This window comes from Alcaligenes sp. NLF5-7 (assembly GCF_024266725.1).
Classification (GTDB): Bacteria; Pseudomonadota; Gammaproteobacteria; order Burkholderiales; family Burkholderiaceae_B; genus Alcaligenes; species Alcaligenes phenolicus.
Genome location: NZ_CP100755.1, coordinates 2,985,899 through 3,011,487, shown reverse-complemented (window position 1 = coordinate 3,011,487; position 25,589 = coordinate 2,985,899). Strand labels below are relative to the sequence as shown.

Annotated in this window: 25 protein-coding genes; 6 read left to right on the top strand and 19 right to left on the bottom strand. The window is 56.8% G+C overall.

What is annotated here, in order from left to right:
- Positions 1-3: 3 nt before the first annotated feature.
- The 4 genes from MID00_RS13860 to MID00_RS13845 form a co-directional block, all read right to left on the bottom strand.
- Positions 4-330, bottom strand: coding sequence for a tetratricopeptide repeat protein (locus MID00_RS13860; RefSeq protein ID WP_009456744.1), 327 nt, complete (start codon positions 328-330; stop codon positions 4-6).
- Between the two features lie 215 nt (positions 331-545).
- Positions 546-1,592 (bottom strand): hypothetical protein, encoded by a 1,047-nt coding sequence (locus MID00_RS13855; RefSeq protein ID WP_009456751.1) that lies wholly within the window; start codon positions 1,590-1,592, stop codon positions 546-548.
- A 68-nt stretch (positions 1,593-1,660) separates the two neighbouring features.
- Complete coding sequence (locus MID00_RS13850) at positions 1,661-2,992, bottom strand: MFS transporter (protein WP_235484276.1); 1,332 nt, start codon at positions 2,990-2,992, stop codon at positions 1,661-1,663.
- 59 nt (positions 2,993-3,051) lie between these two features.
- Complete coding sequence (locus MID00_RS13845; RefSeq protein WP_009456753.1) at positions 3,052-3,549, bottom strand: flavin reductase family protein; 498 nt, start codon at positions 3,547-3,549, stop codon at positions 3,052-3,054.
- A gap of 291 nt (positions 3,550-3,840) precedes the next feature.
- Between MID00_RS13845 and MID00_RS13840 the strand changes: the two genes are divergently transcribed.
- Together MID00_RS13840 and MID00_RS13835 are read left to right on the top strand one after the other, a co-directional pair.
- The gene (locus MID00_RS13840) at positions 3,841-4,146 is read left to right on the top strand and encodes a Dabb family protein (protein ID WP_250755933.1); all 306 of its coding nucleotides are present in this window, start codon (positions 3,841-3,843) and stop codon (positions 4,144-4,146) included.
- A 147-nt stretch (positions 4,147-4,293) separates the two neighbouring features.
- Entirely contained in the window at positions 4,294-5,190 is an 897-nt protein-coding gene (locus tag MID00_RS13835; protein WP_250755934.1) for a PaaX family transcriptional regulator C-terminal domain-containing protein, read from the top strand.
- 14 nt (positions 5,191-5,204) lie between these two features.
- Here MID00_RS13835 and MID00_RS13830 read toward each other — a convergent pair whose 3' ends face one another.
- The 3 genes from MID00_RS13830 to icd form a co-directional block, all read right to left on the bottom strand.
- The gene (locus MID00_RS13830; RefSeq protein ID WP_254498957.1) at positions 5,205-6,539 is read right to left on the bottom strand and encodes a carboxylesterase family protein; all 1,335 of its coding nucleotides are present in this window, start codon (positions 6,537-6,539) and stop codon (positions 5,205-5,207) included.
- A gap of 3 nt (positions 6,540-6,542) precedes the next feature.
- Positions 6,543-7,778 carry an acyl-CoA dehydrogenase gene (locus MID00_RS13825; protein ID WP_035274528.1) on the bottom strand — a complete coding sequence of 412 codons (1,236 nt, stop codon included), beginning with the start codon at positions 7,776-7,778 and terminating at the stop codon, positions 6,543-6,545.
- A gap of 308 nt (positions 7,779-8,086) precedes the next feature.
- On the bottom strand, positions 8,087-9,343 hold the full coding sequence (icd, locus tag MID00_RS13820; RefSeq protein ID WP_026483219.1) for an NADP-dependent isocitrate dehydrogenase: 1,257 nt from the start codon (positions 9,341-9,343) through the stop codon (positions 8,087-8,089).
- Positions 9,344-9,610: 267 nt separating this feature from the next.
- Between icd and MID00_RS13815 the strand changes: the two genes are divergently transcribed.
- A complete protein-coding gene (locus MID00_RS13815; protein WP_009456762.1) occupies positions 9,611-10,039 on the top strand; it encodes a DUF1841 family protein in 429 nt (142 codons plus the stop codon).
- A 14-nt stretch (positions 10,040-10,053) separates the two neighbouring features.
- On the opposite strand, the gene MID00_RS13810 is transcribed toward MID00_RS13815, so the two are convergent.
- Together MID00_RS13810 and MID00_RS13805 are read right to left on the bottom strand one after the other, a co-directional pair.
- Positions 10,054-10,422, bottom strand: coding sequence for a c-type cytochrome (locus tag MID00_RS13810; RefSeq protein WP_254498956.1), 369 nt, complete (start codon positions 10,420-10,422; stop codon positions 10,054-10,056).
- A 16-nt stretch (positions 10,423-10,438) separates the two neighbouring features.
- Positions 10,439-10,780, bottom strand: a complete 342-nt coding sequence (locus MID00_RS13805) for a c-type cytochrome (RefSeq protein ID WP_031232637.1) — start codon at positions 10,778-10,780, stop codon at positions 10,439-10,441.
- A gap of 231 nt (positions 10,781-11,011) precedes the next feature.
- On the opposite strand from MID00_RS13805, the gene MID00_RS13800 reads away from it, so the two are divergent.
- Genes MID00_RS13800 through MID00_RS13790 form a run of 3 tightly spaced genes read left to right on the top strand, consistent with a single transcriptional unit; the run spans position 11,012 to position 13,653 of the window.
- The gene (locus tag MID00_RS13800) at positions 11,012-11,869 is read left to right on the top strand and encodes a MoxR family ATPase (RefSeq protein WP_009456767.1); all 858 of its coding nucleotides are present in this window, start codon (positions 11,012-11,014) and stop codon (positions 11,867-11,869) included.
- Position 11,870: 1 nt separating this feature from the next.
- On the top strand, positions 11,871-12,491 hold the full coding sequence (locus MID00_RS13795; RefSeq protein ID WP_009456768.1) for a GNAT family N-acetyltransferase: 621 nt from the start codon (positions 11,871-11,873) through the stop codon (positions 12,489-12,491).
- Positions 12,481-13,653: a VWA domain-containing protein gene (locus tag MID00_RS13790; RefSeq protein ID WP_009456769.1), complete on the top strand. Its 1,173-nt coding sequence runs from the start codon at positions 12,481-12,483 to the stop codon at positions 13,651-13,653. The genes MID00_RS13795 and MID00_RS13790 overlap by 11 nt, the downstream gene beginning before the upstream one ends.
- 125 nt (positions 13,654-13,778) lie before the next feature.
- Here MID00_RS13790 and MID00_RS13785 read toward each other — a convergent pair whose 3' ends face one another.
- From MID00_RS13785 to MID00_RS13740, 10 genes are all read right to left on the bottom strand, one after another.
- On the bottom strand, positions 13,779-14,492 hold the full coding sequence (locus MID00_RS13785) for a DUF2968 domain-containing protein (RefSeq protein ID WP_031232639.1): 714 nt from the start codon (positions 14,490-14,492) through the stop codon (positions 13,779-13,781).
- Positions 14,493-14,553: 61 nt separating this feature from the next.
- Positions 14,554-15,957: a sigma 54-interacting transcriptional regulator gene (locus MID00_RS13780; protein ID WP_009456771.1), complete on the bottom strand. Its 1,404-nt coding sequence runs from the start codon at positions 15,955-15,957 to the stop codon at positions 14,554-14,556.
- Positions 15,958-15,977: 20 nt separating this feature from the next.
- The gene (locus tag MID00_RS13775) at positions 15,978-18,050 is read right to left on the bottom strand and encodes a pilus assembly protein TadG-related protein (RefSeq protein WP_254498955.1); all 2,073 of its coding nucleotides are present in this window, start codon (positions 18,048-18,050) and stop codon (positions 15,978-15,980) included.
- Between the two features lie 34 nt (positions 18,051-18,084).
- Positions 18,085-18,573: a DUF3613 domain-containing protein gene (locus MID00_RS13770; protein WP_254498954.1), complete on the bottom strand. Its 489-nt coding sequence runs from the start codon at positions 18,571-18,573 to the stop codon at positions 18,085-18,087.
- 25 nt (positions 18,574-18,598) lie between these two features.
- Positions 18,599-19,597, bottom strand: coding sequence for a tetratricopeptide repeat protein (locus tag MID00_RS13765; protein ID WP_250755937.1), 999 nt, complete (start codon positions 19,595-19,597; stop codon positions 18,599-18,601).
- Positions 19,598-19,602: 5 nt separating this feature from the next.
- Positions 19,603-20,583 carry a type II secretion system F family protein gene (locus MID00_RS13760; RefSeq protein WP_026483227.1) on the bottom strand — a complete coding sequence of 327 codons (981 nt, stop codon included), beginning with the start codon at positions 20,581-20,583 and terminating at the stop codon, positions 19,603-19,605.
- Positions 20,584-20,592: 9 nt separating this feature from the next.
- A complete protein-coding gene (locus MID00_RS13755; protein ID WP_026483228.1) occupies positions 20,593-21,516 on the bottom strand; it encodes a type II secretion system F family protein in 924 nt (307 codons plus the stop codon).
- Complete coding sequence (locus MID00_RS13750; RefSeq protein WP_051316243.1) at positions 21,517-22,851, bottom strand: CpaF family protein; 1,335 nt, start codon at positions 22,849-22,851, stop codon at positions 21,517-21,519. It abuts the gene before it with no gap.
- 27 nt (positions 22,852-22,878) lie between these two features.
- Entirely contained in the window at positions 22,879-24,156 is a 1,278-nt protein-coding gene (locus tag MID00_RS13745) for a pilus assembly protein CpaF (protein ID WP_254498953.1), read from the bottom strand.
- A gap of 17 nt (positions 24,157-24,173) precedes the next feature.
- Positions 24,174-25,508, bottom strand: a complete 1,335-nt coding sequence (locus MID00_RS13740) for a type II and III secretion system protein family protein (RefSeq protein ID WP_009459514.1) — start codon at positions 25,506-25,508, stop codon at positions 24,174-24,176.
- Positions 25,509-25,589: the final 81 nt, after the last annotated feature.

Sequence of the window (25,589 nt, the reverse complement as noted above, 5' to 3'; positions counted from 1 at the left end):
TCTTTATTCTGCTGCCTGGTCCAAAGCCTTCACGGCCCGCTTCAAAAACACCTGCATTTCTTTCTCAGCCTGCTTGTCGCCCTGCTCTTGGGCAATCACCAAGCCCTGCTCCAGAATTTCCCTGGCCTGTTTGAATTGCTCCAGGTTCACCAGCACCCGGCCCAACAGCTTCCAGGCTGCGGTGTAACGCGGATTCATTTCCACGGCTTTGGACAAATGTTCGCGAGCCGCTTCCAAATCGCCCTCGCCCATACATGCATTGCCCAGGCCAAAGCGCAACAAAGCATTATCCTTGCCTGCCGCCAGTAGCTTCTCCAATCCTTCGCGCATAATCCGTACCCTTGAAAACAAAGCAAGGCTGGGTCGCGCTGCCTTCACACAAAACAAAATAGCAGCAACGACACGCCTGCACAGCTTGATGACTATTGAACCATCTAGCCATAAACCATTGAGCTTGGTTTTGTACCACGGAATATCAAAGGGCGGCCTCAGCCGGCCGGGCTCTGTAGACCCATTCTCCTGCTGGTACCGCCCTGGCTAGCGCTTTAGGCCAGATCACCTTGCAACACCCCCTTGCTGACGACTTCACGGCCATCCAGGCTAACCGTGCAATTGCGCATTGGGTAGTCGAAGTGGCAATCGGAGAAACGACCCGCCGCTGGATTTGCGCCCGTAGAGAAAAGAAAGTTACCGGCAAAGGCGCGCAACTCGGTTCCGTTGGTATCGCGCTTGTCATACATGGCCATGGAGTCCCAGCGAGCCGCCGGTGCCATGCCCCAGCCCACATGACTGACCGCATAGGCATCCTTGTCATTCCAACTGGCGTAATAGGAGCGGATCAAATCGGCATCCACGCCCTTGCCCTCAATAGCCACGACATAATCGTTTTCGATACGCAGGGTCACCGCCGATTCCAGATAGCGCTTGAAGGTCAGGTTCACATCTCCACTATCCAGCACCAGCGTGCCATTCACACTGCCATTGCTGGGGTAGCAAATGCACAGGCCAGCAGGCCAATACCCAAAGCTGCCCGGCTTGTCGGCTATCCCGGCACTGCCGCGCCCGATCACACCCGCCAGGCTGACCGTCAGGTCCGTGCCGGCTTCGGAGCTAATGTGCATGACACTGGCATCGGTAATCAGCTTGCCGCCAATATCGCACTTGCTTTGCAAATCAGGACTGGGTTTGACCCGTTCCAGAATCTCGGGATGCTCGTCGCTGATCATCATGATGCGGGCACCTTTGGCCAGCAGTGCGGCACGCTCGGGCGAATGCAGCAGCCCTTCTACGGTGCAGTCCACAATGAACTGGCTGCCTGCCAAAGCCTGGACAATCGGGTCCATACCTTCCAGCGCCAAAGACGTCCCGGTCGAGCGCAGGGCAATATTGCTTTTCAGACGTGGCGAGACCAGTTTCACATGGCAAACCCGTGCCCCCATTTGCGTCAGGGCCAACTCAGCCAGCTCGGCCAGCACGGAGCGCGATTGCGTCTCGGACAGCACGACTGCCATTTCGCCGGGTTGTACTTTGCACAGTCCAAACACTTCTACAAAATCAGCAATCCATTTGCCTTCAATATGCTCACGCAACATCTCACTACTCCTAGAAAATTCAAAAAAGGCGCTGCGCGGCTCTTTCAGCCGGGCAGCGCCTGTACACATCAGTCGTGCAAATCCTTGCCCTTGGTCTCGGGCGAGGCAATGGTGGCCCACAGGGCCAGAACGCACAGACCGATCAGGTACCAGTCAAAAACCTGCTTTTGATTGATGGAATGCAGCCAGGCTTGCAAATAGGGAGCGGTCCCGCCCGTCAGGGCACCAGCAACCGAATAGGGCAAGCCCATGGCAACCGCACGAATGCGGGTCGGAAACTGCTCGGGGAAAAAGGCCGGCATGATGGCGGTGGGTGCCGAGATCAACAGCATGCCGCCCGCCATGAACACCACCAGACGCCAGATCTCGCCCTGGCCGCCAGTCAGCACCATGGTCAGCGGGATGATGCTGATGATTGAACCGATGGAGAAGAAATACCAGTTCGCCTTGCGACCAAACCGATCCGAAAATGCGCCCCAGAAAATCAGGCACAGAATCAGAAAAAGATTGGCCCCCACCCCCACCCACATCACTTTGGCGGCAGGCATGCCCAGGGAGGTAATGGCAAAGGTGGGCGCCATGATGGCCCAGACGTAATACAGCACGGTGCCGCCGGCCGACAAGGCAAATACGCGCAAGCAGGCACTGCGATACTTCCAGACCTCCGACCAGAACACGCGTGCGCCCGGGCGCGCCGTTTTGCCTGCCGCTTGCGCTGCGGCCTGACGGGCTTTGAACATGGGAGTTTCATCCAGCTTTCTACGCAGATACAGCGCATATACCCCCAAGGCCCCACCCAAGACAAAAGGCACACGCCATGCCCAGGCCCGAACAACATCCTCACCCAGCAGACTGGTCAGGCAGGCACTGAGCAACACAGCCGCCAATACCCCGATCGTGACAAACACAAACACGGAGGAAGACCACAGCCCACGTTTATGAGCAGGTGCCATTTCGGTGACATAGGTGAAGGAAGAAACCACCTCCCCACCGTGGCCAATCCCTTGCAACAAACGGCCCATCAACAAAAACAAGGCGGCAATCGGCCCCACCATGTCATACGTAGGAGCAATACCAATCACCAAACTGCCCAAGGCTGTCACCAGCATGGACAGGGTCATGGTGAAACGCCGCCCCTTGCGATCGGCCAACCAGCCAAAAAAGATGCCTCCCAGCGGGCGCATGAAAAAACCCACAGCAAATACTGCCAGTGTGCCCAGCAAAGCCGCCAGCGGGTCCTCACTATGGAAAAACTGCTTGGCAAAATAGGCGGCAAAAATCGAATAAGCCGTCCAGTCGTACCACTCCAGGGCGTTACCCGCCCCAACCCCCAAAATAACGCGTCGACGCTGCGCGGCAGTCATGGGCTGCTCGCGCAAAGATGGTGTATGTGCGTCCAAGAGATGTCCCCTTCACTGTGATAGTTATGCTTCTTGTTTATTGTTTTTGATCCGGTGGCTCAGGCCACCAACTGCGTGAAACGAGAACGATGAAAGATCAGTGGCGAAATTTCGCGCTCGATCTGCACATCGTGGATAAGCAATTGCACGGCATCGTGGTCCCCGGCGGGATGCACTTGAAAAACACTGCAGTCAAACCAGACTGATGCCCCTTGTATATGGACGGCCCCCTCCTCGGTCAGCTCGACCTCGATATCGCTGAAGCGGCTGTCCTTGTCCGGTCCGGCCAGCTGACGGCAAATAGCCGCATGTTCAGCACTCAAAATTGACACCCCCAGACGCGAGGCGCGAGACAGCAGCGCCCAGGTCGAGGAACTTTTCTGCACAAAAAAGGCGGCCAAAGGCGGATCCAGCGAAACCCCTACGGAAAAACTGGACGCAACAATGACTTGCGGCTTGCCATCGAGTACGGCGGCAATGGCCGCTACCCCGGATGGAAAATGTCCGAAGGCTTCGCGCACCACCCTGGCTCCCAACCCACTTATGTTTTCTTTCATGACGATGACTCTGCTCAGGCGTTAAAGACCCAAAACCCAAAATGAGGCGAGCTCTGCGACAACACACTCGCTTGGCCTCAATTCTGTTTCGATCGTCATTTATTTGCAATAACAAAATAGGTAAACGAGGATGGTTTTTGTTGAATTTAGGTATTAACCCTATGAAAATTCGTCGTTTTAAAAGCTATAGGCCTATACAATCCATCTGAATATTATTGCGTATTATGTTTCGTCATTATTTATTTGCAATAATCTATAAGCTTAAAACCTCTCGGAATCCACAAGGACAGCATGTATCTACATATCGTTTTGATGGCACCCCACACCCCTGTCAGCCCGGAATTGGAACCCAAGCTGGACCAGGCCTTTATCCGCATACATCAGGAATGTTCAGACATAGAACGCTTTGAATGGGTGCCGAACCTGTCACGCAGTTCGGCGCGCTACAGCCATGCCCTGCTGTCTGTATTCCGCACTCAAGAGGCACTGGACGCCTACAGACAGAGTGATGCTCACCAGGCCATGCTGGATGCCATCGCCCCGCACATTCAGGACATCGTCGTGCTGGACAGCGTGCTGGAGAAAAGCCTGCCCTAAGAAGCTCAAGCTGGCGCCCTGGCAAACAGGACGCAAGCAGCCCCAGTGCGGCTACGCTAGCGCCGCCGGGGCACGCACGGTAAAATGGCCCGCTACAAACCTACTATCAAAAATGGGTAGCAATCAGCCCCACCACCGGAAGACAGAATGAAAGCAAGCGTCGCGATTGATGAGTTCATCGCTAGCCGAGACCATGGCGAGCACGAGCAACTTGCCCCGCACCACTACATTCTGACGCTCTACGGTCTGTTCGCCCGCCCCACCGGCGTCATCATTCCCGTGGCCAGCGTGGTTCAACTTCTGGCCGACCTGGGCGCTGAACCATCCAGCGTGCGCTCCGCCATTTCCCGGCTCAAGAAAAAAGGCGTACTAGTTAGCCGACAAGCCGCCTCGGGCAAAGGCTATGCCTTGGCGGCCGAACTGGAGCCGCATATGCAGGCCGGTGACGAGCGGATTTTTTCCTCCCCCTCCATGAATATTCGGGACCCCTGGCTGCTGGTCTCCTTCTCCGTTCCTGAAAGCGAACGCCAGAACCGTCACAAGATTCGTACAGGCTTGGCTCGCATGGGGTTTGGCACGGTAAATGCGGGGCTGTATATAGGTCCGGCGCGCTTGCAGGCAGAGGCTGTCGAGTACATACGCGAGCACCAACTCTGGCCCTATATTGAGCTGTTCACCTGCGAACCCAGTGGCCTGAGCGATATTCAGGAAAAGATCTCCCGCTGGTGGAATTGGGACAAGCTGGCCAATGAGTACCAGGCCTTCTTGAACTCGTATCAACACGAAGTTGAAGCGTGGCAAACCGCTTTACGCCAAGGCACGGCCGACCCTTTGGAAGCCTTCCGACTCTATATGCCTATGGTGACACGCTGGCGCAGACTGCCCTTTCTGGACCCAGGCCTTGCACCCGAGCTATTGCCAGACAACTGGGTAGGCAATACGGCCCGCAAATTGTTCGGTGACTTGCATCGACTGCTTAGTCCCTTGAGCTCGCAACACGTGCAGCAGGCCATTCCAAACTGGAAGGCCCGCGGCACGGAGTAAACCTGCTCCTTTAGTCAGGCCCCTGCAAAGCGTGCGATGTCGCCCATCAAATCCTGGGCGATGCGCTCAAACCGCTCTGGCGTCACCCCCTGCATCATGGGTGCATCCTGCCAGGCCCGGAAGTTGCCAAACTGGAAAGGCAAATCAAAACAATGCCCGCTGAACACCGCTTCAAGCGGGCTTTGTTCCATGAAGTGACACCAAACCACCGAGCGCCCCGCTGCCTTCAGACTAGCCGCATACTGCGTGGGAAAACGCTGAAACTGCAACCAGGACGACGCGGCCACCACTTGCTGATACGGCGTCAGACCCGATCCTGCTCCCTGATACACCCCATTTCGCAGCAGGCTGTCTGGCAAGTCTCCCACAGGCCATACACCCAAAGCCTGATCGACCTGCTCTTGCGTCGCCTGCCGATGAAAAGGCACGTCAAAAAAGAACACCGAGGACTCTTGGGCAGTACAACGCAGATACACCGCCTGCGCATGGCAGGCTTGTGCCGCCCAGTCAGGATTCAAGAAGTCGGGCGGCATCCCGGCGCTGGCCACAGGCAAGAATGCCGAAGGAGCATGAGCCAAACGTGGCGGCTCTTTGTCCAAGGCCATCATGCCGTGCTGCATCAAGATATCCACGTTCACCGTCAGCCACTGATCACCCAGGCTTTGTCGCAGGCGCTCTGTGGTTTTTTTTTGTTGCTCGGGTGACCAAGGCATGCGCGTTCCCATGCTGAGCAAAGCCACACGATCAATCCAACCTCGTGTGGACTCCAGCACGCTGAGCAAATGCGCATACCAGCCACCCGCCGATTGCCCTATCAAGGTAATCTTGTCCGGGTCTCCGCCAAAGGCATGGATACGATCTTTCACCCATTGCAGTGCCAAGAGCAGGTCGGCTGCCGGCAAAGGCAAATCGTCAGCTTGTGCATCGCCCAGGTGCCCCAAGGCACCCAGACGGTAATTCACATTGACCACCACCATGCCCTGCGCTGCCAGGCGGGTGCCGTCATACCAATCCAAAGAAGCGCCGCCACTCATCCAGGCTCCACCGTGGATAAAGAACAGCACAGGCAGACCTTGCGCTTGGGCGGGAGCCCACACATTCAGAAAATAAGCATCTTCAGATTGAGGATTGGCACTGCCTGCTCCCATGACCGCCGCAAGACGGCTGGGGCGCTGCGGGAATACGGGCACCTGATCCAGAGAGGTCGCTGCCACTCGCCCCGTCGCCGCCTGCGCCGCTTCAAAACGGCGCGTGCCTTGGGCATAACGCAGGCCATACCAGGCCTGCACCTCTACGCCGTCGGCATGACAACGGCGTGAAGGAGCATTGATCCGCAAGGTCGCCGTCATGGTTTAGAGCTTGTTGGAAATATAAGGCGTACCGGTCATGCCGTTACCGTGCAGCTCGTATCCCATTGGCGCGGTAATGGAGGCATGGCGAGTACCTGTATTAATATCGCGCCACATGCGGCCCAGCAGACTGTTTTCCGCGAAGGAGGCGGTGCCATGCAACCAGCACAGATTGTTCACCGCATCCACCAGCTCGTGTCCGGCATGGCCGATTCCGGCGCGGTGACGAGCACGTAGCTCCAAAGGCATGGGCACGGTGCCAGAGGCAGCAGCATCAATTTGAGCCGCAGCGCGTTCCAGCAATAAGCGGGCACCATCAATCTGAATACTGGCCGTTCCCAGGTTCTGCACAAATGCCCCCGAATCCGACTGCTTCTTGTAATGGGTATAGGTAATGCCGCGCTTGCCACTGACACCAGTAGTGAAATCCACGGCAGCTTGCGCGGCCCCTAAAGATGGCGCTTGAATGCAGGTGGACATGGTCAGGTGCGGCGTCAAACGACGACCAAACGTGGCCAAGGGATCTTGCTCCTGCACATCGCCCATCAGTTGTTGAAACGTAATCAGGCGCTCTTTGGGCACCCACAGGTTTTCTGCCACCATGGTGTTGGAGCCCGAACCGCGCATACCGATGGTGTACCAGGTATCCTGAATTTCAAACTCATCACGACGCATCAGCACAAAGCCCACGGTGGGCTCGACCTGCTCGTTTTCCTTGATGAACAAAATCCCCAGTGCCCAGTCCGAGTGATTGCTGTTCGAGGCAAAAGGCCACTTGCCCGTAATGCGCCAGCCATCGCCATCCGGCGTTGCCGTGCCTTGGGGTTGGGCAAAAATGGACGCTGCACGGATTGGACCGTCTGCAAACACCTCATCGAGCATGGCATCGCTAAAGCGGTTGGCCAGCATGACCGAACCATTAGAGATCACCACACACCAGGCTGCTGCCGGATCGTAATAGCCCACGGCGCTGGCACATTGCAAGAGCATCTCCGCCCCACCCTCATAACCGCCGTAGCGCTTCAAGGCCGAAATGCGCCAGGCCCCGGTGGACTCCAAAGCCTGAACCGCCTCGTCTGACAACATGCGATTACGGTCAGCCTGCGGGGCCAACTCACGTAGCAGCGGGCCGATCTCGTGGATACGCTCCAGAATCTCCTCTGTCTCCTGACGGGATGGCGCCTGGGTAACGGTGATCCGCTCGCGCTCGGCGACCAATGTAGCTCCTGTGATAGTCATAACAGCTCCTTAGAATTATTTAATATGGCAAATTTATAGCTATCGTCAGTTAATCGCAATATTAATAATCATGGAAAACGCTAAACCCGCTTGTTTTATTGAGTTTATTCGGGTTTTCACCTAGTAAATATCATCAACCAAGCTTATTTTTAATTGCATAAAAGTAACGATAAAAAATATTTTAAGCATAAGCAAAGCAGAAAAAAGAGAGAGAAAATGGCCTGCGCCAGCATGAGACGAAAAAAAACCGCCGACCCGAAGGTCGGCGGTTTCTCATGCAGAAAACCGGCTTTAACAGCCTGTATTCATTACATGTTTTCGATCATGACATCGCCAAAGCCGGAGCAGGACACTTGAGTCGCGCCTTCCATCAGACGGGCAAAGTCATAAGTCACTTTACGCGAGGTGATGGATTTTTCCATGCTGGAGATGATCAGGTCAGCAGCTTCGGTCCAGCCCATGTGACGCAGCATCATTTCGGCAGACAGGATCAGCGAACCGGGGTTCACGTAGTCTTTGCCAGCGTACTTGGGAGCAGTACCGTGGGTGGCTTCAAACATGGCCACGGAGTCGGACAGGTTGGCACCGGGAGCGATACCGATACCACCCACTTGAGCAGCCAGAGCGTCGGAGATGTAGTCGCCGTTCAGGTTCAGTGTGGCAATAACGTCGTACTCGGCAGGACGCAGCAGAATCTGTTGCAGGAAGGCGTCAGCAATCGAATCCTTGACGATGATCTCGCGACCAGTCTTGGGATTCTTGAATTTGCACCATGGGCCGCCGTCGATCAATTCAGCGCCAAATTCTTTTTGAGCCAGTTCGTAAGCCCAATCACGGAAGCCACCTTCGGTGAACTTCATGATGTTGCCCTTGTGAACGATGGTCACGGAAGAGCGATCGTTGTCGATGGCGTACTGGATGGCCTTGCGCACCAGGCGCTCGGTACCTTCGCGGGACACAGGCTTGACACCGATACCGGAGGTATTGGGGAAGCGGATCTTGTTCACGCCCAGGGTGTTTTGCAGGAAGTCGATCAGCTTCTTGGCGCTTTCGGACTCGGCAGCAAATTCGATACCAGCGTAAATGTCTTCGGAGTTCTCGCGGAAAATGACCATTTCGGTCTTTTCTGGCTCACGCACAGGCGAAGGAACACCCTTGAAGTAGCGCACTGGGCGCAGGCAGACGTACAGGTCCAGTTGCTGACGCAGGGCCACGTTCAGGGAACGGATGCCGCCGCCAACGGGAGTGGTAAGAGGGCCTTTGATGGACACGACGTAGTCTTTAACGGCATCCAGAGTTTCTTCTGGCAGCCAGACGTCGGAACCGTACACCTTGGTGGATTTTTCACCGGCGAACACTTCCATCCACTCGATCTTGCGCTTGCCGCCATAAGCCTTGGCAACAGCAGCGTCGACCACTTTGATCATGACTGGCGAAATATCCACGCCCGTACCATCACCCTCGATGTAAGGAATAATGGGTTGATCGGGAACATTCAGGGAAAAATCCGCGTTAACTGTAATTTTCTGCCCCGACGCGGGGATCTTGATATGCTGATAGGACATGGATGCTCCAGTTGTGCTCCAATATTAGGGATAGCTAAACACGGAACGCTTTCGCGTTTCCGAAGTCTTATATAAGAGTTTAACTTAATTCGCGCGTATTCAGGCACCTGTAAACTCAAAGCTTGCCAAAAATGCTTGCATTCTTGGCAACTTATCCATTCTACACGGCCCCGATTGCAGCTTGTGCCGGCCTTGCGCCCCCACCATTTCACGCAAAACACGCGCCGAAGATTCGCATTTTCTGACTATTTTTATCTCGATTCCACCATGTTCAACCCCTCTCGCGAGCAGGTTCGCCAATTTTTCATTGAAGCTTGGGACAAGCACCAAAGTGGTCATCTGCTGACCGCTCTGGAAACCATGGCGGTGGACCTGGTGCAACAGCACCCTGAATACCACGACGACTTGCGCAACGCCGACGCCGTCAACCAGGACTATTCCGTGGAGCAAGGACGCAGCAATCCCTTCCTGCATCTGTCCATGCACCTGGCTATCAATGAACAACTGTCCATTGACCAGCCTCCAGGCATCAAGGCGGCGTATCAGCGCTTATTGACCCGGCACGATCAGCACGCCGCAGCGCACATCATTATGGAAGCGCTGGGCGAGGTGATCTGGGAAGCACAACGTCTGGGCACACCGCTGAACAACGAGCGCTATATCGAATTGATTTTGCGCCACAGCACGCGCGACTAAAGCCGCAGGCTGCCTTACTTTCTATTGCTCAAGGGGCCGGGCTGACGCGACAGCCACACGGAGATACTGTCGATATCCGCCTGGCTCATGGTATTGGCCATAGCCCCCATGACGGCATTCTTGCGGATATTGGACGTTGCCGGTGCCCCGGCCTGCCCACGCTTGTAAGCCATCAAGGCCTGCCGCAAATAATCGGCATGCTGACCGGCCAGAATGGGATATTCCGGGTTCAAGGGCGTTTTCGCATCGTCACCATGACAGGATGCGCAATTCAGATTCTTCCAGGCTTCCCCGCCTGCCTTGGCCAGATCCTCAGCGGCCATTGCCTGACCGGCCACCCCGGCCATCAGCCCCATTGCCACCAGCAAGACTGTTTTTCTCATAGGTGCCTCCCCGTCCTCAAGGTTTGTTGCCCGCGTAGTACGCGGCAATATCCGCCATGTCCTGTTCGGACAAGCTCAGCGCAATGGCTTGCATGGTGGGGAAGGTTCGAGCGCCGCTGGCATACTCCTTGAGCGCTGCTTCTATATAAGCAGCCCCCTGCCCGGCAATCATGGGGACGTGATAGACCTCGGGAAAACTGGCCTTGTAACCGGGCAAGCCATGACAGCCTATACACATGGAGATCTTGTCGCGCGCCGCCTCGGGATTGGCCTTGATCGGCTCGGAATCCTGCGCCTGGGCTGCCCAGGGCAGACAGGAGCTTGAGGCCAGAAGAAAGAAAGAGACATACCGCTTCATTTGCAACTTCATCATCGCTATTCGCTTTGTCGTGGAGTTGAAAACGGTCCGGGTCAGGCTCTGCGTCTATTGCAGCAAAAAGGAATCAACGCGACACCTGGCTCTGTGATGCTGACCGACGAGTACTGAGTCGATTGTATGATAATTGCCAAGGATGACTGATACTAGTATTTATACCCGAGTTTCTATTCTTGACAGATCAACATTTTAAGTACAAGTTTGAGCCGATTTATGACTACTACGACCCGTTTTGAAGGCACCGATCAGTACGTTGCCACTGATGATTTGAAGCTGGCCGTCAACGCCGCTTTGACGCTACAACGCCCTTTGTTGATCAAAGGTGAACCCGGTACCGGCAAAACACTGCTGGCCCTGGAAGTGGCCCGTGCCCTGGGACGCCCCCTGCTGCAATGGCACATCAAGTCCACCACCAAGGCCCACCAGGGCCTGTATGAATACGATGCGGTGTCGCGTCTGCGTGACTCCCAGTTGGGCGATGAAAAAGTCCGCGACATTGGCAACTACATTGTGCAGGGCACATTGTGGCAAGCGTTTGAGTCCGAGGAACCCACGGTTGTTCTGATCGACGAAATCGACAAGGCCGACATCGAGTTCCCCAACGACTTGCTGCAGGAACTGGACCGCATGGAGTTTCATGTTTATGAGACTCGCCAGACCGTCAAGGCGCGCCATCGTCCCTTGATCATCATTACCTCCAATAATGAAAAAGATCTGCCCGACGCCTTCCTGCGCCGCTGTTTCTTCCATTACATTCGCTTCCCCGAGCGCGAAACCATGGAGCAGATTGTGGCGGTGCATTACCCCAATCTGCGCAGTGACATTCTATCCAGCGCCCTGGATACCTTCTTTGCCCTGCGAGATGTTCCCGGCCTGAAGAAAAAGCCGTCTACCTCGGAATTCCTGGACTGGCTGCGTCTGCTGCTGGCCAACGACATTCCTGCCGATGCCCTGCACGAGCTGGATGAAGGCTTGCCCCCTATGGCCGGTGCCTTGCTGAAAAACGAACAGGACTTGTCCTTGATGCAGCGTCTGGCCGCTATGAGCCAACGCAGCCAGCGCCGGAGCTGATATGCAAACAAGCGCTTTTTCCCAGCCATTGGCCCCCGTGACACTGGAAGGATGGGACGTGCGTCTGGAGCCTTTGCAACTGGCGCACGTGGAGTTACTGGATGCCGCGGCTGCCGATGGCGAACTTTGGAATGTACGTGTAACCAGCGTGCCCGCCCCCGGCCAGGCCCAGGACTATGTAAAAAAGGCGCTGGACGGCCTGGAGCAAGGCCATATGCTGCCCTTTCTGGTGCGTGACCTGAGAACAGACCGGGCTGTCGGCACTACGCGCTATCACGACATTATTGCGCCAGTGGCCCGCCTGGAAATCGGCTACACCTGGTACGCCCGCAGCGCCCAGCGCAGCCACGTCAATACCGCGGCCAAACTGCTCCTGCTGCAATATGCGTTCGAGACCTTGGGAGCCGGAGTCGTGGGCTGGCGTACCGACCACCTGAATTTCAAATCCCAGCAAGCCATCACCCGGCTGGGAGCGCGTTTCGATGGTCGTGTCCGCCACCATGCCATCCGCCGCGATGGCACGATACGCGACACCATGTTCTACAGCTTGATGGCAGGCGAGTGGCCCGATACCCGCGCCCACTTGCTAGACAAACTAAGGCAGCACAGCCATGTTGCTTGATTTCTTCTACCACCTGCGCGAACGCGGCCTGCCGGTCTCCATTCAGGAACACCTGACGCTGCTGGACGCCTTGTGCAAAGGCATCATGCCGCCCACGCTGGACGATTTCTATCATCTATCCAGACTGGTTCTTATCAAAGACGAAACGCTTTACGACCGCTTTGATCTGGCCTTTGGGGAGTTCTATCAGCCGCAGCTGGAAGCGCTCGCCAAAGATAAAACCCTGCCCGAGGACTGGCTGCGCAAAACCCTGACGCGTAACCTGACTCCGGAACAGAAAGCCGCACTGGAAAAGCATGGCTTGGAAAAGCTGCTGGAGATGTTCAAGGAACGTCTGAAAGAGCAGCAAGGGCGTCATGCAGGCGGCAACAAGTGGATTGGAACCGGCGGCTCCTCGCCGTTTGGACATGGTGGCTATCATCCCGAAGGTATCCGCATTGGTGGCCCTTCGGCAGGGAACCGTACCGCCATCAAGGTCTGGGAAAAGCGCGAGTTCGTGGACTACGACGACCAGCAAGAGCTGGGCACACGCAACTTCAAGATGGCGCTACGTCGCCTGCGACGCTTTGCACGTCAGGGCGCCCCTACCGAGCTGGATCTGGACAGCACCATACGCGAGACGGCTCGCAATGCGGGCATGCTGGATTTGCAAATGCAGGCCGAGCGACAAAACCGCGTCAATGTGCTGATGTTGCTGGATATAGGCGGCAGCATGGATGACCACATCGCCCAGGTTGAATCCCTGTTCTCGGCCGCACGCTCCGAATTCAAACACCTGGAAGCCTACTACTTCCATAACTGCGTGTATGAATCGGTATGGCGGAACAATTCACGCCGCCAAAGCGAACGACTGGAAACCTGGGATTTGCTGCGCAAGTACAACGAGGACTGGCGCGTCATTATCGTGGGCGATGCCACCATGAGTCCTTACGAGATCATGGCCCCAGGTGGTTCTGTCGAGCACTACAACAAGGAAACCGGCGCAGCCTGGCTGCAAAGACTGAACGACCACTGGCCACGTATTGCCTGGCTCAACCCCGAGCCGCAGGCTTACTGGCCGTACCGCCAGTCCATTGCCATCATTCAGAATCTGATGTCCGACCATATGTACCCCGTCACCAGCGCAGGGCTGGAGGAGGCAATGCGGTACTTGTCGCGGTAGCATCAGACCTCTATCAAGCAGCAAGTTAAAAGACTCGAATTTCGGGTCTTTTTTATTTACGATTAAAAAACCCGCAGAGTCTTGCGACTGTGCGGGTTTTCAATCAGGCTTTGCTACTGCAGCGATCAACGACCTCTTTGACGCTGCAACATCCCGGCACGCTGTCGCTCCAGATCCTTGATCTGACTCTGCAACTCACGCAACTGCTCTCGGGCTTCACGCTCTTGTTCGGCCAGCGCCTGGGCTTCACGACGGGACTCCTCGCGCTGAGCAATGGCCAAAGCTTCTTGCTGACGCTGCAACGCCAAGTCGTTCTGCAGCACGGTCAGTTGATCGGCGCTTTCATTCAATTGCTTTTCAGCCTTGGCAACTTCAGCCTGCAGCTTGATGCGCTCCAGATCGGCGGCAGCGTAGTCCACCGTGTCCTGACGGTACTGGGTGTACATGCGCTCGGCCAGGGATTCGTCAGTGGTCTTGAAGACGCGCCAGAACTCACGCTGCTGGAACAAGGCCACGTAGTAGGTCATGCTTTCGGCAGAGAACAACAGACTGGCACCGAAGCGGCCGTTATAGGCGGTACGCAGCTCTTGCACGGCACGGGCCTGAATCAGCTGCTGCAACTGAGCCACAGTGGTGTTTTGATAAGCCGGGGCCGCTGCGGGCGCTGGAGCAGCGGCTGGAGCCGCAACCGGAGCTACCTCTTCAACCTCTTGTTCCTGGGTTTGTGCGACCACGGGCCGCTCTGGCTCCTGCACCAAAGACACCGAGCTGCACGCTGACAATAAAAGAAGTCCCCCCAAGGACAGCAACACCGCCGTCTTCTGACTAAGGTTCACCATACCCATCCCTTGATAAACAATTTTTTTGTGTTTAGCTTGATACACAGAATCAGCCCGTATTCTAAACGCGGCTTGTCGCATCTTGTGCCTTTATGTTGAATTTGCGCATCTTTTCCCACAAAACTTTACGAGAAATCCCTAATACGGCAGCAGTATCCTGCCGTCGCCAGTTCTGGGTATCCAGAACCGAAATAATACGTGCACGCTCTTCCTGCTCCTGTGCGCTCAGGCTGATGACGGGCTCGGGCCGCTCCAGAATGGGCGCACCTTCAGGCAAAGCCAGAGCCGGGGCCATAACGGGGGCGTTGAAACGTTCCAGCACTTGCCGCAACTGCACCGACTCCCAGGCCCCAAACTGCTTGCTCATGACAGCAACGCGCTCCACCAGATTAGCCAGCTCGCGCACATTGCCGTTAAAGCGCATGCTGCCCACCGCATCCAGAACCCATTGAGGGATGTCCTCGACGTCGCACTCCAGGGCCTGTTCCAGCAAGGCGCAGAAAATGGCGATTTTTTCCTGGGAGCCTCGCTGTTCCAGATTCGGAATCAGCAGCTCAACCACGGCCAAACGGTAATACAAGTCCGCACGGAACTGGCCTTGTTGCACCAGTCCCAAGAGGTTTTTATTCGTAGCGGCCACCATACGAAAATCAACCGGAATCTGTTGCGTTGACCCCAGACGCGTCACGGAGCGCTGTTCCAGTACTCGCAGCAATTTGACCTGTTGATGCAGGGGCAAATCCCCAATTTCATCCAGGAACAAGGTGCCTTGATCCGCCTGCTCGAAATAACCTTTATGAGCACCGATCGCGCCTGTAAAAGCCCCTTTCGCGTGGCCGAAGAAGTGGGCTTCAAACAGGCCCTCAGGCACCGCCCCGCAATTCACCGGAACAAAGGGCCCTTGCGCTCGTGAAGAACGCTCGTGCAGCAATTGAGCGATGCGTTCTTTGCCCACACCTGTTTCACCATGAATCAGAACACTGGCCCCGCTATCGGCGTACATATCCGCTTCAGCAATCAAGGCCCGCATCACAGGCGATACGGCTACTAATGGTTGAGGACCACCTTGCCCTTCTCGCTCGACCTGTGCGGTCAGCCCGGCCAGCTTGGCCACCAGGGTACGCAGCTCGGCCTGACTGAAAGACAGCGGCAAGGTATAGGAGTAGGCCGAGGGGTAAAAACGCGGGTCGTAGCCTCGGTCCTCCGAGGCCACCCAGATCACTGGAATGGCGTGCTCGACCAGCCACTGGTGCTGTTCAAAACGTCCCTGGGCCATCACACTGACGGACACCAATGCAACCGCATGGCGCGTGGGATGACGCTCGGCGTCCAGCACCAGGGAAGGCTCTACGCGCATGACCGCTACCGAACTGGGCTCCATGGCGCGCTCGGCACGCGTCACCAGATCGGAACTACCCTCCCAGACGTATAAAACGGGTTCATTACCCATAAAGCTGACGCTCATTGCTGTATTCGCCTCCCGCGCTATTGCACCAGATAGGCAGTACCGCACTGCACATCATGAAGTTTCACGTCGGCCTCGACCAGACTCAGGCCCAGCAGCTTCAGCAGCCCCTCCAGCAGAGCACTCAAGCCTTGCAATACCGGATCCAACAACGCGACAACCAGACTTAATACGGCACCGACCAGGTTGGAGTCTTTAAAGACCAGCACCTCTACCGCCCCTGTCCGGCATTCGCGCATCGCTTGCTGACCACCAATCCCACCAATCACGCAGGCCAGATCACTCAAGGGCGCACCCAGCAGGGTTGTCAGCAAATTATCGACAAAGCCCAGGGTTCCGCCCAGCACACCGATCAAGCCATTCTGGCTCATGGTGCGGGCCAGTTGATCCATACGCTCCTTGGACCAGTTCATCTCGTTCACGACCTCAGAAACTGAGCGGCCGGCCCCACCGCCCACCAGACTTTCCGCCATCTGACGCTTGCCGGACGCGCCACTCCAGGGGGTGTTCAGCAAATCACCCAGGATACCCGACAGAACAGCATCGGAGAGCAGACTCACACTGCGAGACAAATCCAGCTGAGTGGCGTTGACAGTTGCTTCTGAAGGCTCGCCCGGAGGCGCGGTCAACGTTACATGAACCGGATTTTTTGTATCAATTAAGGGTAAGGTGACTTTAGCGGTCAAAGGCAGGATACCCAACACATTAATCACCTGATGACGCTGAATTCCCCCAAACGATTCATCCTTGCAACTATTGCTAGTCGAGAAAAAATCCGAATGTGGGAACTTGCCCAGACACACGTTCACCAGCGAGGATTTGACCGCAATCGTGGCCTGATTCTCGGCAATCGGTGCGCGGCAGACATTAACCAACTCGCCGGAGGCTTGGGATAGCTCAATAATGACAGGCAGACTAACCCGCGTTCCCAGCGCATTCAGAACAAGACCCACCAGCGGAATCTTGGAAGTATCCAGATTCAGATAGACTCGCACACCTGCCGAGTTCGCTTTAGTGCCTATCCCGCCCATGGCGATGCTGGGCGGCTCCACAACCCGCACTCGCAAATCCAGGGCGTTATTGAACATATTGGTCAAACCGGAAGGCAGCGCAGTCAGGTTCAAATCAATCAGATTCTTGCCATTGGCCACCACCAGTCCCGTGTTGACCAGTTGCAGCACGTCCAGGTTCACATTCAAGGCCGACAAGGGATCCACACCATCGATCAAGGCCAGAATACCGCCCTCACCCAGCAGTTTGACGGGCAAATCCAGAGGCCCGACGCCCAGCAACAAGCGGATGTATTCCTGCAAGGCCCCAACGTCCAGACCCAGTGTTTTTTGCTGGTCCAGCAAGGCCAGACTGGCACTTAGCAAATCGGCCAAAGTCAGTTGCTCCAGCCGGGCCAATTCTTCAGGTGTACCCACTCCTGCGATAACCGTGGCGGGCAATCCCAAGGCTTTCAACAAACCGGAAGGCGTAATCTTGGCATTGACCAAACCGGCCGAGTCCAGCACCGTCAACTGGTCCGGGCGCAGGCCCACGCCGCGCAGCAGGTTATAGACCAGACCATTGCGCTTCAAGGACAAAAGGCGACTGCCCACGGAGAAGGTCGCAACCGGCTCACTGTTCTTGGCGGTGGCAACCGCCTCAATCACCGAGGAAGTAAAAAAAGGGAACAGGGAAGGTGGCTGATAGCTCAAATGCACGCGCACGGAATCAGCGGGCAAGGCAGAAACAAAACGCTGGGCCGGATCACTGTGGCTGCTATTCCATTTACCGCAAAAGACTTTGGCACCATCGCCCGTCAAACCCGCAGCAGGCGAATCGGGCTGGCTATTCAGGCTGAACCTGGCCATGCTTTCACCTTGCTGGCAGCCCAGCGCATCCCCGGAACCCAAGGCCTGCGCCCCCGCCAGTGCAGCCAGGTCAGCCGCGTTTTGCAGCCCCCGCTTCACATGGAAGTTATGCCCCAGATGCGCGGCCCCCAGCAACACCAGCCCCACCAGCAACGCGGCGGCTGCAGGCACAATAATGGAACCTTGCTGCTTATGTGCCTGCTCGTTCTGGGTTCGAGTTCTTCCCCATTTCATCTCGCTCTCCTGACCCGCTCAAGCCCTGTGGGCTTTAATCACTACCGTTTGTTTTGATGCGTTCTTTCATGTACTCAGGAATGGGATGCTTGAAGCTCTCCAAATAGCGCTCCCAGGCCAGATTGGCTGCCGCACCATGCACCGGCAAGACCTTGCCTTCCCGGTCCGGATCCGCCTGCATGCTGAGCAGGCTGCGGGTATCAGGCCCCACCTCGATACGCGGCGGAATATGGCGACGCTCGTTCTGTACATGTACAGGCAGGCCTTCCACTTCAGGCCAAGGGTGTACTTCCTCATCACTCAAGCGGTACTTCTCGTAAGGCTGACGCTCAGCAGGCGCTGTTTCTGCCGCCGGAGCGGCCGGTGTGTGCACACCCTGATTGCTGGCCGCTGCCGGGCTGGTGCTGACCGGGTAGGTGCTGGTGCCTGAAACCATGCTTCCAGTCAGCGGAGCTTGTGTCTGCGCCCAGGCACTACTGGCCATCAACAAGGTGCAGCAGGCCAAAATGCGGGATCGGTTCATTGCGATATCCTTGAAAAAACGGCAATCAATTCATTGACGAAGACACAGGGCCCAGGCTTTCCAGCAAGGGACGGTTCAAGCCCGCTTGCGTAGAAGAAACCACAACCGCAGCAGGACGAGCCACGGCCGGGTTTTGTGCCTGGGCGGATCGGTTCAAGACGACCTGGCCCATCGCCGTCGGAGTAGCCGGACTCAATGCCACCGCCTGGGCTCTGGCCTGCTCATCCTTTGCAGCCGCTGCCATGCGCAGCTCGTGTTGTTTCTGCATTTGCTGACGGGCGTGCAATTGCTCCAGATCCTGTCCAATCTGTTCGGCCATCTGCACAATGGCTTGCTGGGTTGCGGCGTCCATACCTGCTTGCTGCATCACAAAACCAGCCCGTTGCGTTTCCTGGCTGACCAGCAAATACAAGGCCATATTGCTCAGTATCTTGGGGTTATCCGGGGCCAGTTCGGCCGCCTTACCCAAGGCCAGACGTGCTTCCTGAGGGCGACCGGAACGCAAGTAGGCATAAGCCAGATCGCTTTGCACAATCGCATTCGTGGGGTCTTGCCCAGCCGCTTGCTTGAGGAAATGAGCAGCCTGATCAAAGTGTTCTTGCGAGCCAGCAATCAAACCCAAACCTTGATAAGCCCGTCCGGCCACGGGCGTATTCAACAGGGACTTGAAGGTGTGCGCTGCCTGCTCCAGCTGTCCGGTTTGACGCTGTGCTTCAGCCCGCAACACCATGACCTCCGGGTCTGCGCCATATTCCTTTTCCATGGCTTCGGCATAGGCCAGGGACGCAAAGTAGCGGCCCTGTTTTTGCGTCTCTTCCAGCATGCGTACCGCCATCTGCTTGTCAGTCGGTCTGCGCTTTTCCCAATGCTCAATTTCCTTGCTCTGCAAGAAGGCTTCCTGTTCCTGTTGCTGACGCACCAGCTCGTAGGCGGAGTCCGTGGTGGAACACGCCACCAGCAAAGTACTCCCCAAACCCAGCGCAGCCCAGCGCATCAAGGGACGAGTCCATGTCGACATTTTCATCAAAGTCACCCTCCGGCCACTTGGCTCAAGCCACGGAACAAGGCCAGAAAACCTGACCCCGCAGTAATAATCAACAAGGCAGGCAGCAAAGTCAGCACCATGACGCCCGTCATCTTTACGGTCAATTTGCCCACCTTGGCTTTCAGCTCCAGGCGACGCTGCTCGCGCAAGCGCACACCGAAGCGGTGCAAGGGTTCCTGCATCGCACCACCGTGCTGGTCCACCTGCACAATCAGGCGACAAATCACGGCCAGATCCTCGTTGGTAAAGCCGCTGGCAATCCGCTCCAACGACTGCTCACGAGTACGACCACGGGCATATTGCTCGACCGCAATGGTCAGCTCTGAGCCCATGACGGGAATCACGTCATGGAACTCGCGTTCGATAGTGTGCAAGGTCTGGTCCATGGACAGGCCCACGCCTTGCAGCAAACGCAGCAAATCCACAAACAGGGGCAGCTCGGCAGCAATACGCATACGACGTTGCGAAACACGACGCGCCAGCCACCATTTGGGCAGCATCCAGCCCAGGGCAAAGCCAATGAACACAGACACAAACGGCACATACTCATTCAGCCTGCGAGTCATGGGCAGCAAGCTGAACAGGACAATCAGAACAATGCTCAGGCCGACTCGACTCAGGACGAAATACTGCCGCGCCACATCAATGTGCTTGAAGCCCGCATTCATGATGAGTACGCGATCTTCCTCGCTAAGCAGACTGGACCCGAAACGCCCTTTCAGCCAGCGCTCGCCCAGACTGCCTGCCTGCATCTTGATCTGTTCCACCGTCTGGCGAGACTGGCTGGGCGCCTGCGTCATGTGCGGCGCGCCTTTCAGGCGTTCATCCACCGCCTGGCTCAAACGCATGGCTTGCTGACGCTGCTGCCAATGGTTGTGAAACCACAAGGCAAACAGAATCAGGCCAGCCAGAGCGCAAGCCACAGCTCCCCAGACCAGAACGGTTTGTGCTTCCAAGGCCATCATGTCTTGCTCCTAGACATTGCGTGCCATCCAATACAGCCAATAACAGCCCACACACTGCAAGACTGCTGCGAACAGCAGCATGCGAAACCCCACGGGGTCGTTCCACATGGTCAGGAACAGCTCGTTATTGAAAATCAGAATGTAGACACCGATCAGGATCGGCAATAACGCCAGAATCCAGGCGGACAGGCGCACCTCGGCAGACAAGGCCACCAACTCGCTGCGGGCGTTTTCCCGGTCTCGCATGAAGCCGGCCATACGTTCCATGGTCTGATCACTGCGACCGCCAAAACGCATTGCCACACTGATTACAGCGGCAACCAGAAAGAGCTCGTGCAAGCCGTGCTGACGCGAAACAGCACGCAAGGCCACATCCAGATCCTGCCCGGAGCGGTGCAGGGAATTTGCATCCTGCAATACCTGGCCCAGGGGTTGTGGCGTGTTGTCAGCCGCATTCAAAAAGGCCGCTCCCATGCTGTTGCCAATGGTGATCAAGCGCACCATCAGATCCAGAAAGTCCGGAATTTGAGAGACGATTTTGCGGTGACGCTTATCACTGCGAAACCACAGAAAGGTATAGGCGCCCAGTACGGTGGCAAGCAGCATGGCCCCACCTGCAACCGGCCCGACAAAAGCCAGCAACAAGGCAGGCGGCACCAGCGTGCCCAGCAAAAGAATCAGATAAAAACGGCGTGAAGGCTGAATGCCGGTGCGCAGCATGAACTCCCGCCAGCCCTTCGGTGCTCCCAACCAGGCATCCTGCGCACTGGGCTGGGCTCGTACGCTACTCTGTACCGCCGGGCGCAAAGCCAGCTGCTGCTCGAGCACCTGTGCCGAACGCTGGGCCTGCTGACGCTGGGCACCCTTGGCCCAGAGCAGTACCGCGCCCAGCATCAGAATCACAGCCGCCAAAGCGATATACAAAGCCATCATTTAGCGTCTCCAATCCCAGAAACCACCGCCTTCTTTAGGCGTGTTGTCCTGAGCCTGAACCTGCTCATTAGCCAGTTGATCGCGGTACTGCATCAGCTTGCGGGTATGCGGATGAATGCCCAGGCTGACCCAGCGATCCTGCTCGGTGCCATCATCCAGCACATAGGATTCGTGGCGATACAGCTCTTGCATGGCAATCACGCCATCACCCATGCCGGTAATTTCAGTAATGGACAGTACCCGGCGCTTGCCATTGGGCAGGCGGCCAATCTGAATAATGAAGTCCAGCGCGCTGGCGATCTGCCTGCGCAAGCTGTCCTCGCTGCCCTGAAAGCCTGCGAAACCGGCCAGCATTTCTACGCGATACACACATTCGCGCGGCGAGTTGGCGTGGATCGTGGCCATGGAGCCTTCGTGACCAGTATTCATGGCTTGCAGCATGTCGATGACCTCGGCACCCCGCACTTCCCCTACGACCACCCGGTCCGGACGCATACGCAAGCTGTTGCGCAAGAGTTCGCGAATCGAGATTTCGCCGCTGCCGTCATACCCGGCCTGACGTGCTTCCAGGCGCACCACATGCGGGTGATTCAAGGCCAGTTCGGCGGTATCTTCCACCGTTACGACACGCTCGGTTTTGGGGATGTAAAAAGCCAGGGCATTGAGCAAGGACGTCTTGCCGGAGCTGGTCCCGCCAGAAATCAGAATATTGCAACGCGATTTCACTGCGGCTTGCAGCAGCCGGTCCACCGGCTCGTCAAACGCGCCCAAACGCATCAAGTCTTCAGGCTTTAGCGGGTCCTTGCGGAACTTACGGATAGAGACCATGGGGCCATCCACCGCCAGGGGATGAATGACCACATTCAGGCGGCCACCATCGGGCAAGCGGGCATCCACCATCGGAACCGACTCGTCCAGTCTGCGTCCCAACGGAGCCAGAATACGGCGCACGATACGCAGCACGTGCTGATCATCCGTAAACCCACTGGGCTCCTGGCCCAACACGCCACCGCGCGACACAAACAGCTTGTCGTAACCGTTGATCAGAATATCTTCAACCGCCGGGTCCTCCAGCAGGTCTTCCAAAGGCCCCAGGCCCGCCAGTTCGCGGGTCAGCGCCTGCACGATCTCGCGCACTTCCTGTTCGTTGACGGGCACCCGTTTCAACCGAACAAAGCTGGCCAATTCGATGCCAACAAAATCCTGTATGGCCTGCCGTGTCCAGCGACCAAACTCGGCTCCCAACTCTTCGATGCGAGCCAGCAAATGTTCATGGGCCTGTTCCCGGACCTGAATCAGGTCGGGACGCCCACCGAGCAATGAAGTATTGTTCATGCCTTACTTTTCCATGCTTGGGCCTGTTCAGCCCCCGAACCTGAATTTCAACCGTCCCAAAACCGTACTGACCTTGTTTTGTGACAGCCCCTGCCTGCGCCCCATCAAACCCGATGCCAAACTTTGCAAGGCACGGGTATAGGGGTCCTTCTCATCTACTTGCACCAGAATCTTGCCCAGACCGGCGCTGCGCATATGCCCAAGACGCCGATCCGGCAGCACGGCGGCCAACTCCAGATCAAAGCGCTCGGCAATGGCCTGCCCAGAAAAACCGTAAGCCGGATCAAACTGATTCACCACCAGACGCACATTGGCCAGCGCATCGAACTGCGCACGCAAGGCCATGAACTCGGCCAGAGACACCAGCGCCCCCATGCTTTGGTCTGTGACCACCAGCACCTCGTCCACCAGCGATTCCAGTTCCACCAGAAAACGCGGATTGGGAAAACCGCCAGCATCAATCACCAGGCAGCCCATGCGTTCACGCAAATAACTGCACAAACCCAGCGAATCTTCCAGACTGATTTGATTCAAGGTATTCACATCGGCGGGCAAAGACAGCAGGTTCAAGCCGCTGCTGTGTTGTGCCAGTGCCGAATGCAACATGGTGTCGTCCATTCGATGACGCTGTGATGCCGCCTGAATGAAGTCAAATTCCGAACCCAGGCCCATGTACAAGGCACAGTCCCCGGTAGGTGCTCCCAGATCCAGCAAACCGACTCGCTCGGACAGCGGCACCAGTTCAACCGGCAAGGGCTTGGCCGACGTCAAACCTCGTACTTCCTTGCCCATGCGGTTCATTTCTTGTTGCAAGAGCCAGGCCAGACTGCTGGCAGCGGTACTGCAACCGACACCAATACGCGCGCCCATCAACAGCACACTGCGAAAAGGCTTGTCCAGCAAAGGGCTGTGCTGGGTCTGACCCAGCTTTTCAATCAATACCTGCAACTGATGATGCAGATCTTCGTTCGTGTCCAGGTTCAGGAACTCGTTGGCACCCGCCCGCAAGGCATTGACGGGGCCTTGGGGCACGGATGCCCGCCCTACCGCCACACGCTGCACACTGGCATCGAGCCGCGCCAGACTGCGAACCAAACCTACTACCTGTCCGTTCTCTTCCCCATGCTGTCCATGAACAAAGTCAAAAAACACCAAAGGTTCCGCTTGCTTGGCCAGCTCCCGGCGCAAACTCTCGGTCGTGGGCTCAATCGCCCTTACCGTCAGGAGCCCGGCAGCTGCCGTATTGATCATCACAGCCAGCTCGGGGTGCTCTGTACACAAGAGGTATTCCCGATATCGTTGCACGTCACCACTCCACGCGCTTAGCGCGAAAACCCTGGCATCTGCTCGTAACCATGGCGGCCCAGCAAGAAGTAGCCCCAGGCATTGGGTGCGTCATCCAGTTTTTCCTGACGACCACCCGGCAAGGCAATCGTGGCGCCTTTCTGGATAGGTTTGATCAGACGGGGAGTGACGACAATGACCAGTTCAAGCTCTTTCTGGCTGTACTGCACGTTGCGGAAAAAACTACCCAGAATCGGCAAATCCCCCAGGAAGGGAATCTTTTTGACGGCAGCAGCGGTTTGGCGCGACACCAGCCCGCTGATGATGTAGCTTTGGCCATCACCCAGCTCAATAGTCGTATCGGCTCGACGGGTACGCAAAGAAGGCATCACACCGCCACCGGGCATTTGCACCACATTCGAGTAATCCAGATCACTGGCTTCAGGGGCAACCTTCAGGGCAATACGTTCAGGAGACAGCACCGTTGGCGTTACCGTCAGACCGATCCCGAAAGGTTTGTACTCCACCGTCGTTGTTCCCAAACCGCCCGAACTGGGGATGGGAATTTCGCCACCGGACAAAAAGCTGGCGCTATGACCAGACATGGCCACCAAAGTCGGCTCGGCCAGCACACGGGCCAGGCCATTTTGCTCCAGCAGATTCAAGGTCGCACTGAAGTTGCTCGAGTTGTACCCCAGGCTCAATCCACCCGTTAGAGCCTTGGGCAACAAGTTCACCCCGCCCGACCAGGGCTTGCCACCAATGGCATTGGCACTCAGGCCAATGTCTTTCATGACTTCGCGGGAAACCTCCACCACTTTGACTTCCACCTGCACCATGCCACTGGTGCTGACCTCGGACAGGTCCAGCACCGGCGCATCCGGACCAGCGCCGGAGCGTGCGGCGGCCATGGCATCCTGGTGATCCAGCAAAGAGGGGCTGCTACCCGTAATCAAGGACTGCTGCCCGGCGCTGGACACCTGCGCCGACATGGGGCGACCGGCCTGTGCCAGTTGCTGTTGCACTTGACTGGTCACCTCAATCGTCCAGCGATCCGGATTCGTGCGACCAGGCATCCAGACACGCAAATCAGCCGTACCCGCGCGTTTGCCGATCAGGAGCACCTCGCCGCGCTGCCCGGCCGATGCAGACAGAATTTGCACATCCGCCACGCTTTCATCGCTGATCGCCACACGCTGCGGAACTTGCGACAAGCGCAAAATATCCTGATCGTTGGCCACCAGACGTATCACCTTCTGACTGGCGCTGGTTTGAGCCGTTTGCGCCATCACCGGCACTGGTGCCAAACCCGACAAGCAGAGCGCATACCAGCACCCCAAACCCAGACCTGCTTTTTTGATTTTCTGTCTCATGTGTTTAATCCATGCTGCCTTGCGTCGCGTCTCGTCAGCCCTCACAGGCAGGCTGACCCGTCCCCACAACAAGCTCTGTAT

Coding starts and splice junctions, on each gene's coding strand:
- MID00_RS13815 (WP_009456762.1), top strand. CDS start 9,611: ATGTTCAACCCCTCTCGCGAGCAGGTTCGCCAATTTTTCATTGAAGCT.
- MID00_RS13740 (WP_009459514.1), bottom strand. CDS start 25,508: ATGAGACAGAAAATCAAAAAAGCAGGTCTGGGTTTGGGGTGCTGGTAT.
- MID00_RS13760 (WP_026483227.1), bottom strand. CDS start 20,583: ATGATGGCCTTGGAAGCACAAACCGTTCTGGTCTGGGGAGCTGTGGCT.
- MID00_RS13805 (WP_031232637.1), bottom strand. CDS start 10,780: ATGAAGCGGTATGTCTCTTTCTTTCTTCTGGCCTCAAGCTCCTGTCTG.
- MID00_RS13840 (WP_250755933.1), top strand. CDS start 3,841: ATGTATCTACATATCGTTTTGATGGCACCCCACACCCCTGTCAGCCCG.
- MID00_RS13800 (WP_009456767.1), top strand. CDS start 11,012: ATGACTACTACGACCCGTTTTGAAGGCACCGATCAGTACGTTGCCACT.
- MID00_RS13785 (WP_031232639.1), bottom strand. CDS start 14,492: ATGGTGAACCTTAGTCAGAAGACGGCGGTGTTGCTGTCCTTGGGGGGA.
- icd (WP_026483219.1), bottom strand. CDS start 9,343: ATGTCCTATCAGCATATCAAGATCCCCGCGTCGGGGCAGAAAATTACA.
- MID00_RS13775 (WP_254498955.1), bottom strand. CDS start 18,050: ATGAAATGGGGAAGAACTCGAACCCAGAACGAGCAGGCACATAAGCAG.
- MID00_RS13765 (WP_250755937.1), bottom strand. CDS start 19,597: ATGAAAATGTCGACATGGACTCGTCCCTTGATGCGCTGGGCTGCGCTG.
- MID00_RS13770 (WP_254498954.1), bottom strand. CDS start 18,573: ATGAACCGATCCCGCATTTTGGCCTGCTGCACCTTGTTGATGGCCAGT.
- MID00_RS13755 (WP_026483228.1), bottom strand. CDS start 21,516: ATGATGGCTTTGTATATCGCTTTGGCGGCTGTGATTCTGATGCTGGGC.
- MID00_RS13845 (WP_009456753.1), bottom strand. CDS start 3,549: ATGAAAGAAAACATAAGTGGGTTGGGAGCCAGGGTGGTGCGCGAAGCC.
- MID00_RS13860 (WP_009456744.1), bottom strand. CDS start 330: ATGCGCGAAGGATTGGAGAAGCTACTGGCGGCAGGCAAGGATAATGCT.
- MID00_RS13835 (WP_250755934.1), top strand. CDS start 4,294: ATGAAAGCAAGCGTCGCGATTGATGAGTTCATCGCTAGCCGAGACCAT.
- MID00_RS13825 (WP_035274528.1), bottom strand. CDS start 7,778: ATGACTATCACAGGAGCTACATTGGTCGCCGAGCGCGAGCGGATCACC.
- MID00_RS13855 (WP_009456751.1), bottom strand. CDS start 1,592: ATGTTGCGTGAGCATATTGAAGGCAAATGGATTGCTGATTTTGTAGAA.
- MID00_RS13810 (WP_254498956.1), bottom strand. CDS start 10,422: ATGAGAAAAACAGTCTTGCTGGTGGCAATGGGGCTGATGGCCGGGGTG.
- MID00_RS13830 (WP_254498957.1), bottom strand. CDS start 6,539: ATGACGGCGACCTTGCGGATCAATGCTCCTTCACGCCGTTGTCATGCC.
- MID00_RS13780 (WP_009456771.1), bottom strand. CDS start 15,957: ATGAGCGTCAGCTTTATGGGTAATGAACCCGTTTTATACGTCTGGGAG.
- MID00_RS13790 (WP_009456769.1), top strand. CDS start 12,481: ATGTTGCTTGATTTCTTCTACCACCTGCGCGAACGCGGCCTGCCGGTC.
- MID00_RS13750 (WP_051316243.1), bottom strand. CDS start 22,851: ATGAACAATACTTCATTGCTCGGTGGGCGTCCCGACCTGATTCAGGTC.
- MID00_RS13795 (WP_009456768.1), top strand. CDS start 11,871: ATGCAAACAAGCGCTTTTTCCCAGCCATTGGCCCCCGTGACACTGGAA.